Source organism: Serratia symbiotica (assembly GCF_000821185.2).
GTDB classification, from domain to species: Bacteria; Pseudomonadota; Gammaproteobacteria; order Enterobacterales; family Enterobacteriaceae; genus Serratia; species Serratia symbiotica.
Genome location: NZ_CP050855.1, coordinates 2,687,430 through 2,703,979, shown reverse-complemented (window position 1 = coordinate 2,703,979; position 16,550 = coordinate 2,687,430). Strand labels below are relative to the sequence as shown.

The window sequence follows — 16,550 nt, the reverse complement described above, 5'->3', positions numbered from 1 at the left end:
GGTGTGATGAAATATCTGAACGTCGCTGTGGGCATTATCCGTAACGCTCAGCAGGAAATCTTTATTACCCGCCGTGCCGCCGATGTGCACATGGCAAATTTCTGGGAGTTTCCCGGCGGCAAAATTGAACAAGGCGAAACGCCGGAGCAAGCGCTGAACCGCGAGTTGCGTGAAGAGACGGGTATCGAAACTGAGCAGGCAACGTTGCTGAAGGTGTTGGAGCATCGCTTCAGCGATCGTATCGTCACGCTGTATTTTTATCTGGTAGAAGGCTGGATGGGCGAACCTTTTGGCCGTGAAGGCCAGCCAGTGCGCTGGGTGAAACAGGCAGACCTGCGTGAGGAAGAATTCCCACAAGCCAACATCGACATGGTCAAATTGCTGGTGGAACAGGCCAACACTGCGCAATAAAGCAGACAGCCTAGGTGTTAACACTGACCCGATAGGGGCAAATCAGCGATAGCTACTGGGTTTCAGCCATGCATCTCACCCTTTCAGAGTCGCTACAAGCAGCGTTTAAATCGGGTAGAAATCACATCTCTGTGACTTTTCCCCTGCGGAATGCCGCTTTGCGGCATCCGATCGATTTGTCACTCACTCCAGTCGTCACTTTCCGACAGATCGTCATTGCTCGGAATGCGTTTATCTTCATCGGCCCACTCGCCAAGATCGATCAATTGGCAACGCTTGCAGCAGAACGGGCGGTGGGGACTGGTCTCACCCCATACCACGTCATTGCCACAGGTTGGGCATTTTACTACGGACGTCATAACGGTTCTTTACCCCTTGCCACATCTGAATGGATTTTATGTCAATTATTCAGCAACAGGCCAATTCAAAGGCCAAACGTTCCGGTACCACACCATGCTCATTGTCTAACGGCAGGAAGCGAATAGCGTAGCGGGTCTTGTGACCAGAGATCTGTGGGTAGAGTTGTTGTGTCAGGTTGATGCTCAGGCGCAGCATATCTGCCCCTTCGGCGTTACCCTGGAAGAAACCGTTCAGGCTTATTTGGTTGCGAAACGGCCCTGTTTGACGGATCAAATCCAGCGCCATGGTTAGCGCCTGGTTTAGCGGTGCGAGCGTCTGCAACCAATTAACGATATCGACATCGCGATCCTGTTGAGGGGTGTGCATCCACATATGCAGGGTCGGCAGATCGAAGCTACAGCAACCACCGGGAATGCTCAGTCGTTGGCGCACCAGGCTAATCAGCCTGTCTTCGCGCAATGCCTGGCCGAGACGCGGTGCCGCCATCAGTGCCGCCGCTCGCGCTTTAAGTTGGTTACGCAGTTGGTCGATTAGCGGCATGTCGACGCCCGGCACATCGACCCAGGTCAGCAGTTTCTGCTGCTGGCGTTCCAACTCCTTTAGCAGTTCGGTGCGCACTTCGCCGCGTTCCAGTACGTCCAGCAGATCGGATAGGGTGCGGAAGAAGGTTAGAGCGATGGCGGTTTCGCTCAAAGCTTGTTGGCCGTACAACTGCTGCAATAAGAACTCGATACGCAGCCAGGTACGCATTTTTTCATTCAGTGGATGTTCAAAGAGAACGCTTGGGGAAACATCACTCATGCAGTTTAATCCTGTTGGGGCGCTGATGCCGCCAGTTCAAGGTAGCGACGATGCAGTGCATCGACTGATAGCTCTATCTCCAGAGCGATGCCGCTGTTGTCAATAATGTCATCTGCAATGGCCAGACGCTGCTCGCGTGTGGCCTGCGCGGAAAGAATATCCTGTACCTGTTGGCGGCTGATACCGTCACGCGCAACGGTTCTAGCTCGTTGAGTTTCTGTGTTGACATCGATCACTAAGACTCGATCGGCACGATCCTGTAGGCCATTTTCTACCAGCAGCGGCACCACCCACAGAGCATAAGGGCTGGTAGCCTGCGCCAACTGGCGTTGGGTTTCCTGACGGATCAGCGGATGCAACAATTGATTCAGCCAGATTTTGCCATCAGGCTGGCTGAAGATCCTCTGGCGCAGCACCGCACGATTTAATGCACCGCTCGCCAGCAATATTTCATTACCAAACCGTTCAGCGATCTTCGCTAGGGCTGGGGTGCCCGGCTCGACAACTTGCCGGGCAATCACGTCAGCATCGACAACGGCTACGCCGTGACGCGCAAAGGCGTTTGCTACGGTCGATTTGCCGCTGCCAATACCCCCGGTTAACGCAACAATGTAGGCCATGATGTTAGGGGTATCCGAAATTCGTAAAAATATAAACGAATCATAAAGCGATCGTGCAGAAGTGCAAGTCAGCAGGCGGCATCTGCTCTATACGGCGATAAGAAGCGCAGTTGGAGAAGGAAAAAAACAGCGAGAAGTCACACGGCGGATGCGCAGGTTAATTTGTCAGATTGTGGCATAAATAAACGTGCAATCGCAGTCTTGTCCGGTGTTTATTAGCGCGTATGATAGTGTCACTGGAACTGGCGTTAATCTACTTATTGCCTTTACAAACCACAGCGTCGCGAGCTGGCCGCAACGTGAAATTTATAGGGTCGAATATCTTCCTGCGATCTTGTGCCATAAACCAGGGAATCATTAGTCATGCGTATTGAAGAAGATGTGAAATTAGGCTTTAAAGATGTGCTGATCCGTCCTAAGCGCTCCACGTTGAAAAGCCGTTCTGAAGTTGGACTGGAGCGCCAGTTCAACTTCAAACATTCAGGTAGTCGCTGGTCAGGTGTGCCGATTATCGCCGCCAATATGGATACTGTCGGTACCTTCCGCATGGCAGAGGTTCTGGCTTCTTTTGATGTTCTCACTGCGGTGCACAAACATTACAGCGTCGAGCAATGGGCGGCTTTTATACAGCGCGTGCCTGAGTCGGTATTGCGTCATGTGATGGTTTCCACTGGCACCTCTGAAGCTGACTTCGCCAAAATGAAGCAGATTTTGGCGCTGTCTCCGGCACTGAGGTTCATTTGTATCGATGTGGCTAATGGTTACTCGGAGTCTTTCGTCGCCTTCTTACAGAAGGCGCGTGAGGCTTGTCCGAACCATGTGATTTGTGCCGGCAACGTGGTCACTGGTGAAATGGTGGAAGAACTGCTCCTATCCGGTGCCGATATGGTTAAAGTCGGTATTGGCCCAGGCTCGGTGTGTACCACCCGGGTGAAAACTGGTGTAGGCTATCCGCAGCTATCTGCCGTGATCGAGTGTGCAGATGCGGCTCACGGCCTGGGTGGCCAGATCGTCAGCGACGGTGGCTGTTCGGTGCCTGGCGACGTGGCCAAAGCCTTTGGCGGTGGTGCTGACTTCGTGATGCTGGGTGGCATGCTGGCTGGTCACGATGAATGTGAGGGCGCCGTGGTGGAAGAAAATGGCGAGATGTTCATGCTGTTCTACGGTATGAGTTCCGAGTCGGCGATGAAACGCCATGCGGGCGGGGTGGCTGACTACCGTGCGGCGGAAGGAAAAACCGTTAAATTGCCGCTGCGTGGTGAAGTTGAGTACACCGTGCGCGATATCCTTGGTGGTTTGCGTTCCGCCTGTACTTATGTTGGCGCGGAACGCCTGAAGGAACTGACCAAACGCACCACCTTCATCCGCGTGGCTGAGCAAGAAAACCGCATTTTCGGCACCAAGTAACGCACACCAAGTCCTGACAGCGGGCGCAGTTGGCTGGCGTCCCGTTGTCCTCATTGGTTTACCCCAATACGTTCCCCAATTGAAAGATTGGCAGGTACATGGCGATCACTAGCGCGCCGACTATCCCGCCAACCACGAGCATCAGCAGAGGTTCTAACGTCTGCGCCAGCGTATCGCTCAGTTCCAGCGTTTGCCGTTCATGACACTGTGCCAGCTTGTCGAGCAGACTGTCTAACGAGCCGGATTCTTCACCCACCCGTACCAATTGCTGGCAAAGTGCCGGAAACAGCGGCTGATGACTTAGGGCTTGGTGAAACCTTTCCCCTTGAGCGATCTCGCGCTGCACTTGTTCTAGCGCTTGCCGATAAAACAGGTTGTCCACCGCCAGCGCCGCCGCATTCAGCCCTTCCACCAGCGTCAATCCCGCTTGCTGGGTCATAGCTAGGATGCGAAATATTTGGCTTAACGCACTTCCCTCGATCAACCGGGCTACCAGCGGTAGCCGCAGTTGAGTTGCCTGCTCGCGGCGGCGCCACTGCGGCTGCGGGTGCAACCAGCGACAATAACCAAAGATCGCACTACCCAGCAGCAGGGCAAAATATGGCCCTGTGCTGATCAGCAGGGCGGACACGCGCAGTAGCCCTTGGGTAAATCCCGGTAGTGGCGCATCGAAAGACTGATAAACTCCGGCAAATTCCGGCAATACCATCACCAGCATCAGCACGCTGACCAGCAGCGCTATCGTGCAAACGAACAAGGGATAGCGTAGTGCCTTAACCACCTTGTTGTGCAGCTTTTGCTGGGATTCCTGTTGTTGCGCTAGTTGCCAGCAGCAATGATCCAGATGCCCGGTCAGTTCACCGATGGCGATCAGTTGGCGGTAAATCAGCGGGAAGACGGCCTGCTGTTGGGCAATAACCTCTGAAAAAGGGTGTCCTTGCTGCACCCGTTCACTCACCTGCTGCAACAAGCAGCGCCAGGGAGGGGAAGGATGTTCCGCAGCCAGAAATTGCAGTGCATTGACCAGTGGCAGACCCGCTTGTAGCAAGGTTGCGAGCTGACGAGTGAAGTGGATCAGTGGATCGCCACGCCATTGTCTGGGTGTGATGCGTTTACCGTGCGTGATCCGGCACGGTTGTAGCCCCTGTTCAATAAGTTGGCGGCAGACTTGCTGTTTTTCGCTGCTCATCAGTGCGCCACAGAGCACTTCACCCTGAGCATTAATGGCTTGCCAGAGGAACAAACGCTGAGCCTTCAAGACTGTTCTCCACCTTCTGTGGTGATATCTACCACGCGATACAGCTCTTCTAGCGAGGTGACTCCTTTGGCAACCAGAGCCAGCCCAGCTTGGAGCAACGTTATATGCCCCTGAAGACAGGCGATGTCTGCCAGTTGGCGAGGGGAGGTGTTCTCCAGCAGACCGGTTTGCACCTCCGGTGTAATGGTCAACAGTTCATAGACCCCAATGCGGCCATAGTAGCCGCCAAAACAGTGTTCGCAGCCATTGGCTTGCCAGGCAGTCAGCGGCTCCGGCCACAAGTTGGCTGGAAAGTGTACTGGTTTATTCAGTGGGTAGCGGCAGTGTTCGCATAATCTGCGCACCAGCCGCTGGGCGATCACCAGTTTCAGGCAGGCAGCGATCAGATAGCCGGGGATGCCCATGTGCGTCAGACGCGTCAGGGTTTCGCCGGTGGAGTTGGTATGCAGCGTCGATAACACCAAATGGCCAGTCTGTGCAGCCTTAACGGCGATCTCGGCGGTTTCCCGATCGCGTATTTCACCGATCATGATGACGTCGGGATCTTGCCGCAGCAGGGCGCGTAACACCCGTGAGAAGCTCAGTTCGGTTTTGATGTTGACCTGGGTTTGATTGACACCAAATAGCGGGATCTCGATCGGATCCTCGACGCTGCACAAGTTGCTCTGCGTGTCATTCAATTGACGCAGGCCGCTGTATAACGTTATCGTTTTGCCGCTGCCAGTTGGGCCGGTGACCAGGATCATGCCCTGCGGATTGGCCAGTGCCGCCGTATAGCACGCCAGCGCTGCCTGGCTCATCCCCAACCGATCCAACGGCAATTCCTGCCGCTCGGATGGCAGGATGCGCAATACCACTTTTTCACCGTGCAACGTTGGTAGCGTAGCGATACGCATCGAATAACGGGCGTTATCCAGCCACAGGCTGAACTGTCCGTCTTGCGGCAACCGGCGTTCGGCAATATCTAACTGCCCCATAATCTTCAGCCTGGTGCTCAGTCGTGTGGCCAACTCAGGCGGCGGTGATGCACTGGCCTGCAAAACGCCGTCGATGCGCAAGCGGACGCGAAAACGCTGTTGATAAGGCTCAAAGTGAACGTCTGAGGCACGGCGATGAATGGCTATACGCAGCGTTTGGTTGATAAACTGCACCACCGGTGCATCGCTGTCGTCGTCAAGGGAAGCGGTATCGAGTTGATACTCGGCGGTGGCTTGTGCTGGCGGTTCAACCTGTCGTTGGCGCTGATGCAATGCCAGCTCAAGCCGGGCTGCTGGCCATTGCTCCAGGTGTATGCGTTTGCCCGTGGCGAAACGCAGCGCCGCCAGCAACCCCTGGGGTGCCTCCTCGCTGAGTGCAACTGTCAGGGTGGTGTGGTTTTCGCTGAGTGCCAGCGCTTGATAGCGCTGACACAGGGTCTGAACTTCTTCGCTGATCGCCTCATCCATCACCGTTACTCTACGGCGGTGTCGAAGTGGAAGACATCCTGGCATACCTTGGCCAGATTGGCGTTTTCGCTGGTGCATAGGCGAGTCCAGCGAGTTTGGCCACCGGGATTTTGCGTGGGTGTCAGCGCCACTTTTAACCCCAGCAGCGTCTGAGCGCCAGTGAGGGTGATCACCCCCCGGCTGACTTGCACCGCGCTGACGTAGCGCGAGGAGCCGTTGGTAGGAATGCCCTTGCTGCCGGCGTTGCAGTCGGTTGGCACACCGTCGTCCAGTAGGCACAATTCTACGGCCATTTTATACGGTGTCATCACCTGCAACATGTCGGCCAGCGCTGCTTTATGGATGTAACCTTGGTAGGTGGGAATGCCAATGGCGCTCAATATGGCGATAATAGCAATCACCACCATCAGTTCAATCAGGGTAAAACCGCGTTGTGATTCCATTTGTTGTTTCCTCCATGTCAGTATGGAGGGCAGGGTAGTTGACCCAATGGCGCGTTTCGAGGCGCTTTGGCGCATTTCCCAGCGTGCTTCTGATACAAGTTGTCGCGGTTGCAGCAGGAAAAAAAAAGTTGGGGCTTGCCTCGCAATTTTGGCGCGAAAACGCCCCGCCGTAGCGGCGGGGAATTATTTGAAACGCATCGACAAGTCGAGAGCAATCACATGCTTGGTCAGTGCGCCCACTGAAATATAGTCCACGCCGGTTTCGGCAAAGGTGCGCAGCGTTTCGCTGGTGACGTTGCCAGAGACTTCTAGCTGGGCGCGGCCTTGGGTTTGTGCTACCGCTTGGTACATCATCTCGACGGTGAAGTTGTCCAGCATCACGATGTCGGCACCCGCGTCCAGTGCCTGTTGTAACTCATCTAGCGATTCTACCTCCACTTCAATCGGTATATCAGCATTCTGCCGAAAAGCTTTCTCTACCGCGTTTTTGATCGAACCGCAGGCGATGATGTGGTTTTCCTTGATAAGGAAAGCATCGGATAACCCCAACCGATGGTTGTTGCCGCCACCGCACAGCACCGCGTATTTCAGCGCGGTGCGCAAGCCGGGTAGCGTCTTGCGGGTATCCAGCAGACGGGTTTGAGTGCCGTGCAGCAGTGCCACGTAGCGGCTGACCTCAGTCGCCACGCCGGACAGCGTCTGCACAAAGTTCAGCGCAGTGCGCTCGCCGGCCAGCAGAACTTGGGCTGGGCCGCTAAGATGACACAATGGTTGATTCGGCGTCAGGCGGTCGCCGTCCGACACCTGCCATGTCACCTTCACCTGGTTGCTCAGTTGGATAAAGACTTCGTTCAGCCAGCCTTGGCCACAGAACACGCCAGCTTCACGGGTGATGATGGTAGCATTGGCCTGTTTGGCCGCCGGTAACAATTGCGCGGTAAGATCGCGCTCGGCGTTGACTACACCGCCCAGATCTTCACGTAGCGCCTGGGCGACGGCATAGGGAATATCACTGTCAATTCGTTCAAGAAGCTCGGTGCGGCGGCGGTGGGCACTGTAGCGGCGTGTCGGCATGGGAAACTCCGAAATGGACGGTGGGATTACGGGGGAACATGCTACCCTGTTACCAAAATAAGTACCACCATCGAGCGGTGTCTGATGCAGTGGGAAATGGCTTGATGATGGAGTAACCAGCGCGGGCTAACTGCACAGCGTTTGGCCGTTAGGCGGATTTGGCAGTTTACCGGTACGCGTGATCCAGCAAGGTATCCTTATTATTTTGCTGACATTCCGTCACGGTGGTGTGACCTAGCCTGGCGGGTGTTTGACGGGCATCTCTGGAACAACGCTATGCTTGAGAATAGGAAAAGGGAGAGGAGTCGCTAATGACGTTGTTTACGCTAGTACTGGTTTTGGCATGGGAACGCCTGTTCAAGCTGGGTGAACACTGGCAGTTGGATCACCGCCTGGAGGTGGTGTTCCAGCGGCTGCATCGGGTGTCGCTGGCGCAGACGCTGCTATTGACCCTCGCTTGGATGGGGGGAATGTGGGGCATGCTGTGGCTGGCGCAAGGGATGTTCTTTGGCATAGTGACACTACTGCTGTGGATTATTATTGGCTTGCTGTGCATCGGGGCTGGCATTGAACGCCAGCATTACCACGCCTATTTGCAGGCCGTGCGGCAGGGGGATAGCCACGCCAGCGACCAGATGGCGGAAGAACTGGCGCTGATCCACGGTTTGCCGATAGATTGTAGCGAAGCGCTGCGCCTGCGCGCACTGCAAAATGCGCTATTATGGATTAACTTCCGCTACTATCTGGCACCGATATTCTGGTTTGTGGTCTGTGGAGCCTATGGGCCGATAGCACTGGCGGGATATGCTTGTTTGCGCGCTTATCAAACCTGGCTGGCGCGCCACCCTACGCCGCTGGATCGTTCACATTCGGGTATTGATCTGTTGCTGAACTGGCTGGACTGGCTCCCGGTACGGGTGGCGGGAGTGGGTTATGCGCTGTTGAGGCATGGTGAGAAAGCGTTACCAGCCTGGTTTGCATCCTTGGGTGACCGTCATTCTTCATCGTATCAGGTGCTGACGCGGTTAGCGCAATTCTCGCTAGCGCGTGATCCGCATAGCGATCCGCTGCAGACGCCGCGCGCTGCGGTGGCGCTGGCGAGCCAGGTGACGGTGACCCTGGTAGTAGTGGTGGCGCTACTGACCATTTACGGCATGCTGCTGTAAATGGCAGCAAAAAACAACGGGTGCTACGGCCAGCTCCCGTTGTTTTTACCGTGCAAGCTTACAGCTTGGCGAAGCAGCGTTGCGCGGCGTCGATAGTGCGCTGAATATCTGCCTTACTGTGTGCCACGGACATGAAGCCCGCTTCAAACGCCGAGGGTGCCAGATAGATGCTTTCTTCCAGCATCAGGTGGAAAAAGCGCTTGAAGCGCTCCACGTTGCATTGCATGACCTGCTGATAGCAGGTGACCGCTGAGGCGTCAGTGAAAAACAAGCCGAACATGCCGCCGACATGGTTGACCACCAGTGGGATGTTTTCTTCTTTCGCCGCGTGCCGCAGACCTTCCGCCAACCTGTCGGTCAGTTCGGTCAGTGTCTGGTGTACGCCTACCTGCGACACTGCGGTCAAGCAGGCGTAGCCCGCTGCCATAGCGATCGGGTTGCCGGACAGGGTTCCTGCTTGGTAAACCGGGCCGGTTGGTGCCAGCACGTCCATCACCTCACGGCGTCCACCGAAGGCTCCTACCGGCATGCCACCGCCGATAATTTTACCCAGGCAGGTCAGATCCGGTTCGACGTGATAATAGGACTGCGCCCCAGCCAGCGCTACGCGGAAGCCGGTCATCACTTCATCGATGATCAGCAGTGCGCCATATTCGTCGCATAGTGTGCGCAGGCCCGGCAGGAACTCCGGTAGCGGGGGTACGCAGTTCATGTTGCCGGCCACGGGTTCGACGATGATGCAGGCGATTTCTGAAGGGTATTGCTCGAACGCCGTGCGCACTGAGTCCAAATCGTTATAGGTGCAGGTGAGGGTGTGCTTGGCAAAGTCCGCAGGTACGCCCGGCGAGTTTGGCTGGCCGAGGGTCAATGCGCCGGAACCAGCTTTCACCAGTAGGCAGTCGGCGTGGCCGTGGTAGCAACCTTCAAACTTGATGATTTTATCGCGGTGGGTGTAGCCACGCGCCAGACGAATGGCACTCATGGTGGCCTCGGTGCCTGAGTTAACCATGCGCACCTTATCCATGGTCGGCACCAGTTCGGTGACCAACTGCGCCATGCTGATTTCTATCTCGGTTGGCGCACCGAAGCTTAGGCCGCGCTGTGCCGCTTCGATTACCGCGTTGCGGATCGCCGGGTGATTGTGCCCCAGCACCATCGGCCCCCAGGAGCCGACATAATCGATGTAGGCTTTGCCATCGACGTCGAACAGGTATGCTCCCTCTGCCCGCTCGATAAACAGTGGCACACCGCCGACACCCGTGAAAGCGCGTACCGGAGAGTTAACCCCACCGGGGATCACCTGTTGCGCCTGGGCATACAGACTTGCGGATTTGCTGGGTAAACTCATAAATCGGCTCCTGGATTTTTTTGAATGATTTGACCGCGCTATTCTAGAGGAGAGTGTCGCGTTATGAAATGTTCATCGACAAAGAGTGATGAGTCGCAGTGGGCGGCTAAGAGCCTACTGGGATAGGCTCTTAGCCAGTGGTAAGGTGACGGAGAAACGGGGTAAAGCAAATGGGGTGAATACTTGAACACAATACTTAGGTATCGGATAATCGTCAGTATTAATCAGGCAGCTAGTGTAGCGATCTGATGCTGAACCAGGTTGGGAGTAAAAGAGTATGAATGATGAAACTGCATTGCCCCTGCAATTTACTGAGGCAGCAGCAAACAAGGTTAAATTTCTGATCGCTGATGAAGAAAACCCGAACCTAAAGTTACGAGTTTACATTACCGGCGGCGGCTGTAGTGGGTTTCAGTACGGCTTCACATTTGACGACAAAATCAATGATGGCGACATGACCATTGAGAAGCAAGGTGTGGCGCTGGTGGTCGATCCGATGAGCCTGCAATATCTGGTGGGGGGGGCGGTGGATTATACTGAAGGGCTGGAAGGCTCACGCTTTGTGGTGACCAACCCGAATGCCAAAACGACCTGTGGCTGTGGTTCCTCATTCAGTATCTGACTTTTCCCCGCTAGGGTATGACCCGTCTTCCCTCATGGCTGGCGGGTTAATGCTCCTGTTATTTCCTACACGACAGTTTGTTCGGTGAGGGGCGCTTGGCTGCACTTCAACCGCGTTTGGCCAGGGCTTGCAGCATGGCGTTAACCATCATCGTGGACTGTTTGGCCGCCACTGTGAGGAATTCGTCAAAGCTGATGTGGGATACGCTGTCGGCGACGTCGGAGATAGCGCGCACCACCACAAACGGCGTGCTGAACAGGTGGCAGACGTGGCTGATCGCTGCAGCTTCCATTTCAACTGCCACAACGTTTGGGAAGGTGGCGCGAATACGTGCCAACGGTTCTGCACCATTGATAAATGCATCGCCGCTGCAAATCAGGCCGCGCACTGCGTTCAGGTTTAACTGTTTGATGCCACTTTCTGCCAGAGCGATCAGCGCGCCATCGGCCACGAACGCTGCTGGGCAACCGGCCATCTGGCCTGGCTCATAGCCAAAGGCGGTTACGTCGGCATCGTGGTAACGCACTTCTTCGGACACCACGATGTCGCCAACCTTCAGCGTGCTGGCAAGGCCACCGGCGGAGCCGGTATTGATCACCATGTCCGGCTGGCAATGTTGCAGCAACAGGGTGGTGCCTATGGCCGCAGAGACTTTGCCGATACCGGATTTCAGCAGGGCAACGTCGACGCTGCCGATCTGGCCGGTATAGATTTCACTGCCCGCGCGTTGAAGGGTTTGACGGTTTTCGATTTGATCGCGCAGTAGGGCGACTTCTTGCTCCATTGCGCCGATGATGGCTACTTTCATAAATAACACTCGCTGATTAGGTAGGGGAATTGCACCATAGTCTATCATGGCTGTCAGAGAGATAATTCATTGCATCCGCTGGCGGGAATTGTTATCACAGAGGTAGGTGCGACTGAGGAGAAACAGATGTCCGGGATCGACTTCAAGCAAAAAATCAGCTTCCTGCGGCCATTCGGCAAACCTATTGAGGCCAAAGATGAGTACGACATTGTGCGGCAGTTTGAGAGCGATCGCGGGCGCATTATCAATTCTGCCGCCATCCGCCGTTTGCAGCAAAAAACCCAGGTCTTTCCGTTGGAGCGTAATGCGGCCGTGCGTAGCCGCCTGACCCATTCGATGGAAGTGCAGCAGGTCGGGCGGCATATCGCCAAAGAGATCCTCAACCGCTTCAAACTGGCTGGGCGCATTGATGAGCTTGGCCTGACCCGGTTGCTCGCTCCCTTTGAAAGTATCATCGAAACGGCCTGTCTGATGCATGATATCGGCAATCCGCCGTTTGGCCACTTCGGCGAGTCGGCGATCAACGACTGGTTCACCCAGCGGCTCGATCCTGCCAGTTGCGGCAGCGGGCCGGGTAGCCACGATAGGTGTCGGGTTGAGCTGCTACGCCTGCATCAGGGTGAAAGCGATCTTAACCGGCTGCGCAGCCGCATTCGTCAAGATCTCAGCCATTTTGAAGGCAATGCTCAGGCGATCCGCATGGTCTATACCCTGCTGAAGCTCAACCTAACTTACGCGCAGGTGGGTTGCATTTTGAAATATACCCGCCCGGCCTATTGGGCGAGCGAGATCCCAGCTAGCCACAGCTACCTGATGAAAAAGCCCGGTTATTATTTGGCGGAGGAAGCGTATGTTGATCGCTTACGGCGCGAACTGCATATGGGCGAATTCAACCGTTTCCCTCTGACCTATATTATGGAAGCCGCCGACGATATTTCTTATTGCATTGCCGATCTCGAAGACGCCGTGGAAAAAAATATCTTCACCGTTGAGCAACTTTATCAGCATCTCAAGCAGGAATGGGGGGAAGTGATCACGGGGGATTTATTCGATAAAACCGTTGCCAGTGCCTTCCGCAAAATTGACAGCGGCGGGGATCAGTTCTTCATGTATTTGCGGGTATTGACTGTGAAGCGGCTGGTGCCACACGCGGCGAAACGCTTTATCGACAACCTGGAGGCGGTGTTTCAGGGCCACTTCAATCAGGCATTGCTGGAGGATGCTGGACAAGAATGTAATTTATTGAAAATATTTAAGAATGTGGCATTCAAACGTGTGTTCAACCACCCAGAAGTGGAACAGCTTGAGTTACAGGGGTACCGGGTTATCAGCGGTCTGCTGGACATTTACAGCCCGCTGCTAGCGATGCCGTTGGCCGATTTCACCCGGCTGGTGCAGCAGGACAGCCATCGCGCTTATCCGATCGAAACGCGGTTATACCACAAGCTTTCCACTAAACATCGGCTGGCCTATGTCGAAGCCGTGGAAGGGTTGCAGCATCTATCGGCAGAACAACAGGCGATTAGAGAATATTATTTCCGCGCACGTTTACTGCAAGACTATATCAGCGGAATGACCGATCTTTATGCTTATGATGAATATCGGCGATTAATTGCAGCAGAATAATTAATTGGGTAATTAATTGTTGTTTTCCCGTGCTACAGTCGGTGAGCCGTTTTGTAAAGACAGACAATATTTGTTTACTATTACCAATAACCTGCGTCGGAACTTTAGGCTATTAATTAGCTCTGACAATGCACCGGATGGATTGAAAGACTTTTCTTAACGACTCGATAAAAGAGACATACAGATGAAAAAAACCGCATTAATCCTGAGTGCACTGACATTCAGTATGGCGATGGGGCCGCTCAAGGCCAGCGCCGCCGACACCACGTTTTCCAGCTCGCAACCGTTGCCAAGTTTGGCACCGATGCTGGAAAAAGTGATGCCTTCTGTGGTGAGCATCAATGTAGAGGGTAGTACTACGGTCAATACGCCAAGAATGCCACCGCAGTTCCAGCAATTCTTTGGTGAAGACTCGCCGTTTTGCCGCAATGGTTCGCCATTCCAGGGTTCGCCGCTGTGTCAAGTTGGGCCGGATGGGCAGCAACAGGGTACACAGCAGAATTTCCAGGCACTGGGTGCCGGGGTAGTGATTGATGCAGCCAAAGGCTATGTCGTGACCAACAACCATGTGGTGGATAACGCTAATAAAATTCAAGTAAAGCTGAGTGATGGCCGGCGCTATGACGCCAAAGTGATCGGCAAAGATATGCGTTCCGATATCGCCCTGCTGCAACTGAAGGACTTTAAGAACCTGACAGCCATCAAAATGGCAGACTCCGATCAACTGCGCGTTGGTGATTACGCTATCGCCATCGGCAACCCTTACGGGTTGGGTGAAACCGCCACTTCAGGTATCGTTTCTGCACTGGGTCGCAGCGGCCTGAATATCGAAAATTACGAGAACTTTATCCAGACTGACGCCGCGATTAATCGTGGTAACTCCGGTGGCGCATTGGTCAACCTGAACGGCGAGTTGATCGGCATCAACACCGCGATCCTGGCACCGGATGGCGGCAACATCGGCATCGGCTTTGCCATCCCAAGTAACATGGTGAAAAATCTGACGGCGCAGATGGTCGAATATGGTCAGGTGAAACGTGGTGAACTGGGCATTAAAGGCACCGAACTGAACTCTGAACTGGCCAAAGCGATGAAGATCGATGCGCAGCGTGGGGCTTTTGTCAATGAGGTTGTGCCTAAATCCTCCGCCGCCAAAGCAGGCATTAAGGCTGGCGATGTGATCGTCACCATCAACGGCAAAGCTATCTCCAGCTTCGCTTCTTTCCGGGCAGAAATCGGCACGTTGCCAATTGGTAGCAAGATGGCGTTGGGTATCATCCGTGACGGTAAACCGATGACCCTTGACGCCACGCTGGAGCAAAGTACCCAGACGCAGATCGAGTCTGGCAATATCTATACCGGTATCGAAGGAGCCGAGTTAAGTAATACCCAGATCGGCGCTCAGAAAGGTATCAAAGTGGACAACGTCAAGGATGGCAGCGCCGCCGCACGCATTGGCCTGAAAAAGGGCGATGTGATCCTGGGCGTTAACCAACAGCCGATCCAGAACCTGGGCGAATTGCGTAAAATGCTCGACAGCTCGCCTCCTGTGTTGGCGTTGAATATTCAGCGCGGCGAGAACAAACTGTATTTGCTGATGCAGTAACCCTTGCCAGCAGGCAATGTAAGGGCGCAGTTCACAATGAACTGCGCCCTTTTATACACTAAATAACTCATGTGGCAGGCAGACGGCAACGCAGCGACAAATCGCTTGGGAACCGATTTGAGCAACGTTTGCTGAACCTCAGGGATAAGGTTGATTAATCCCCCAGGCGCTGACACCCGTCAGTAATTGGGGGGAATGGGGAAAGCTTACGCACAGGTAACTTGAAGTATGACGGGCATAATATGCCGCCACTGTGACTAGGTTCTACCCATTGCTCAACATTAAGAACCTATCCCATTAGGCTATTTTATTTGCCATTTTGTACCTGGGCAGAGATCACCCTCCTCACGGACTTCTTGTATGCGCTGGTTGTTCCACGCTGTCGGTGCGTAAACGGGCTACAACAATGTACGCCTACGGGCATAGGCTGTAGGCCAGTTTTTTCCTGTTCGGTCATTGTTTATCGGGTCAGTTGAGCCGGGTTGTCATCGCGGTCTAACACCTGGAAACGGAGTGCGCGGGCGATACCCGGCATCGGCTGGCCTTGCATGTCTTTCAGCTCCAGGGTCAGCAACTGGCTGATTTTTCCGTCTGCCGTCAAGGTGCTGCTGTTGGCGTCAATCAGTGGGGCTTGCACCGTTACCCGGGTTTCGTTCGGATCCGAGATATTGCCCTGGCTGTCTACGGTGACACCGCTGGCGGTGTAATGGTTGACGCCCAGTTTGAACTGATAGGCGGGCAACACCAGGCTATAGTCCTGGGCGCTGTCCTGAACGATTTTGCCGCCTGCTGCCAACAGCACCGGGGCTGACCAATCGATACGCGCTAGCGCGTGACTGCTGGTGACCGAGACTTCCAGGGATTTTTTCTCCCCACCATAGCCGGTCACCTGCGATGCGGTATGCAGGCGGATCAGTTCCTTCTTGCGGTACGCCAGGATAATGTTGTTATTTCTCTCCACCAGGGCGTAGCGGCTGCCTGCCAGGCTGCGCATTGCCGCCACGGCAGTGGGATTGATCTGCTGCTGTCATGGCATACATGGTCACGCGACAGGTCATAATCAGTAAAGAAATTGGCACCGAGCCTATAACGGGGCGCGAAGTGGCGCAGCCCGGCACCGAGGTTAAGCTGGGTACGCTCATCGGTGCGGTGCAGGCTGCCCTGGGTGAAGAGCAGGTTGTCGCCCTGGTCATACAGCGGAGCCAGCAGGTCAAACTGCGAGTTTTTCAGCGAGAAGTGCTTATCCGCGCCCAACTGCACACGGGCGGTGCCGAAGCGGCGCAGCCACGTTATAGCGATAGTTAAGCTGGAAAGTATGGTGGCGATCCTGGCAATAGTCGCGAGGAGCGCCTGTTTTACCGAAGCCATGCTTGCGAGTAGGTTCAGTTTGCTGGCAAGACTGGAAAGTTCGCTGACTAGACGCGCCAACGCCCCGCCTGTCGGAAACTTCAGCAACGGAATAGCCGCGTTCGGTGATTTGACGAACAGCGACTTCCTAAAATTCAGGGGTAAATCGTGGCAGGGGCCAGTCCATTACCCTAGTCAAGGTGCCAAA

15 protein-coding genes and 2 pseudogenes are annotated in these 16,550 nt (G+C 54.8%); 6 read left to right on the top strand and 11 right to left on the bottom strand.

Going from position 1 to position 16,550, the window contains the following annotated elements; translation table 11 throughout:
- Nucleotides 1-6: 6 nt before the first annotated feature.
- Nucleotides 7-411 (top strand): 8-oxo-dGTP diphosphatase MutT, encoded by a 405-nt coding sequence (gene mutT, locus SYMBAF_RS13505; RefSeq protein WP_040262732.1) that lies wholly within the window; start codon nucleotides 7-9, stop codon nucleotides 409-411.
- A gap of 179 nt (nucleotides 412-590) precedes the next feature.
- Here mutT and yacG read toward each other — a convergent pair whose 3' ends face one another.
- Genes yacG through coaE form a run of 3 tightly spaced genes read right to left on the bottom strand, consistent with a single transcriptional unit; the run spans nucleotide 591 to nucleotide 2,192 of the window.
- A complete protein-coding gene (yacG, locus tag SYMBAF_RS13500) occupies nucleotides 591-770 on the bottom strand; it encodes a DNA gyrase inhibitor YacG (RefSeq protein ID WP_040262734.1) in 180 nt (59 codons plus the stop codon).
- 49 nt (nucleotides 771-819) lie between these two features.
- A complete protein-coding gene (gene zapD, locus SYMBAF_RS13495; RefSeq protein WP_040262736.1) occupies nucleotides 820-1,572 on the bottom strand; it encodes a cell division protein ZapD in 753 nt (250 codons plus the stop codon).
- Between the two features lie 5 nt (nucleotides 1,573-1,577).
- Nucleotides 1,578-2,192 carry a dephospho-CoA kinase gene (gene coaE / locus SYMBAF_RS13490; protein ID WP_040262738.1) on the bottom strand — a complete coding sequence of 205 codons (615 nt, stop codon included), beginning with the start codon at nucleotides 2,190-2,192 and terminating at the stop codon, nucleotides 1,578-1,580.
- Nucleotides 2,193-2,555: 363 nt separating this feature from the next.
- On the opposite strand from coaE, the gene SYMBAF_RS13485 reads away from it, so the two are divergent.
- A complete protein-coding gene (locus SYMBAF_RS13485) occupies nucleotides 2,556-3,599 on the top strand; it encodes a GMP reductase (RefSeq protein ID WP_040262745.1) in 1,044 nt (347 codons plus the stop codon).
- A gap of 58 nt (nucleotides 3,600-3,657) precedes the next feature.
- Here the strand turns inward: SYMBAF_RS13485 and hofC are convergent, their stop codons facing one another.
- From hofC to nadC, 4 genes are all read right to left on the bottom strand, one after another.
- Nucleotides 3,658-4,857, bottom strand: a complete 1,200-nt coding sequence (gene hofC, locus SYMBAF_RS13480; protein WP_040262747.1) for a protein transport protein HofC — start codon at nucleotides 4,855-4,857, stop codon at nucleotides 3,658-3,660.
- Nucleotides 4,854-6,302, bottom strand: coding sequence for a type II secretion system protein GspE (gene gspE, locus SYMBAF_RS13475; RefSeq protein ID WP_040262884.1), 1,449 nt, complete (start codon nucleotides 6,300-6,302; stop codon nucleotides 4,854-4,856). The genes hofC and gspE overlap by 4 nt, the downstream gene beginning before the upstream one ends.
- A 5-nt stretch (nucleotides 6,303-6,307) precedes the next feature.
- On the bottom strand, nucleotides 6,308-6,745 hold the full coding sequence (gene ppdD / locus SYMBAF_RS13470; RefSeq protein WP_040262749.1) for a prepilin peptidase-dependent pilin: 438 nt from the start codon (nucleotides 6,743-6,745) through the stop codon (nucleotides 6,308-6,310).
- A 183-nt stretch (nucleotides 6,746-6,928) separates the two neighbouring features.
- On the bottom strand, nucleotides 6,929-7,819 hold the full coding sequence (gene nadC, locus SYMBAF_RS13465) for a carboxylating nicotinate-nucleotide diphosphorylase (RefSeq protein ID WP_040262751.1): 891 nt from the start codon (nucleotides 7,817-7,819) through the stop codon (nucleotides 6,929-6,931).
- Between the two features lie 311 nt (nucleotides 7,820-8,130).
- Between nadC and ampE the strand changes: the two genes are divergently transcribed.
- The gene (ampE, locus tag SYMBAF_RS13460; protein ID WP_040262752.1) at nucleotides 8,131-8,985 is read left to right on the top strand and encodes a beta-lactamase regulator AmpE; all 855 of its coding nucleotides are present in this window, start codon (nucleotides 8,131-8,133) and stop codon (nucleotides 8,983-8,985) included.
- A gap of 58 nt (nucleotides 8,986-9,043) precedes the next feature.
- Here the strand turns inward: ampE and hemL are convergent, their stop codons facing one another.
- Nucleotides 9,044-10,333: a glutamate-1-semialdehyde 2,1-aminomutase gene (gene hemL / locus SYMBAF_RS13455; protein WP_040262754.1), complete on the bottom strand. Its 1,290-nt coding sequence runs from the start codon at nucleotides 10,331-10,333 to the stop codon at nucleotides 9,044-9,046.
- 277 nt (nucleotides 10,334-10,610) lie between these two features.
- On the opposite strand from hemL, the gene erpA reads away from it, so the two are divergent.
- Entirely contained in the window at nucleotides 10,611-10,955 is a 345-nt protein-coding gene (gene erpA, locus SYMBAF_RS13450; protein WP_006709559.1) for an iron-sulfur cluster insertion protein ErpA, read from the top strand.
- 106 nt (nucleotides 10,956-11,061) lie between these two features.
- On the opposite strand, the gene mtnN is transcribed toward erpA, so the two are convergent.
- Nucleotides 11,062-11,763 (bottom strand): 5'-methylthioadenosine/S-adenosylhomocysteine nucleosidase, encoded by a 702-nt coding sequence (gene mtnN, locus SYMBAF_RS13445; RefSeq protein WP_040262757.1) that lies wholly within the window; start codon nucleotides 11,761-11,763, stop codon nucleotides 11,062-11,064.
- 126 nt (nucleotides 11,764-11,889) lie between these two features.
- On the opposite strand from mtnN, the gene dgt reads away from it, so the two are divergent.
- Nucleotides 11,890-13,389, top strand: coding sequence for a dGTPase (gene dgt, locus SYMBAF_RS13440; protein ID WP_040262759.1), 1,500 nt, complete (start codon nucleotides 11,890-11,892; stop codon nucleotides 13,387-13,389).
- Between the two features lie 184 nt (nucleotides 13,390-13,573).
- Nucleotides 13,574-14,995, top strand: coding sequence for a serine endoprotease DegP (degP, locus tag SYMBAF_RS13435; RefSeq protein ID WP_040262760.1), 1,422 nt, complete (start codon nucleotides 13,574-13,576; stop codon nucleotides 14,993-14,995).
- Nucleotides 14,996-15,527: 532 nt separating this feature from the next.
- Here the strand turns inward: degP and SYMBAF_RS13430 are convergent.
- Nucleotides 15,528-16,270, bottom strand: a pseudogene (locus SYMBAF_RS13430) (inverse autotransporter beta domain-containing protein); the annotation flags it as partial.
- Nucleotides 16,271-16,409: 139 nt separating this feature from the next.
- Nucleotides 16,410-16,529 (bottom strand): annotated as a pseudogene (locus SYMBAF_RS13425) (transposase); the annotation flags it as partial.
- Between the last annotated feature and the right edge of the window lie 21 nt (nucleotides 16,530-16,550).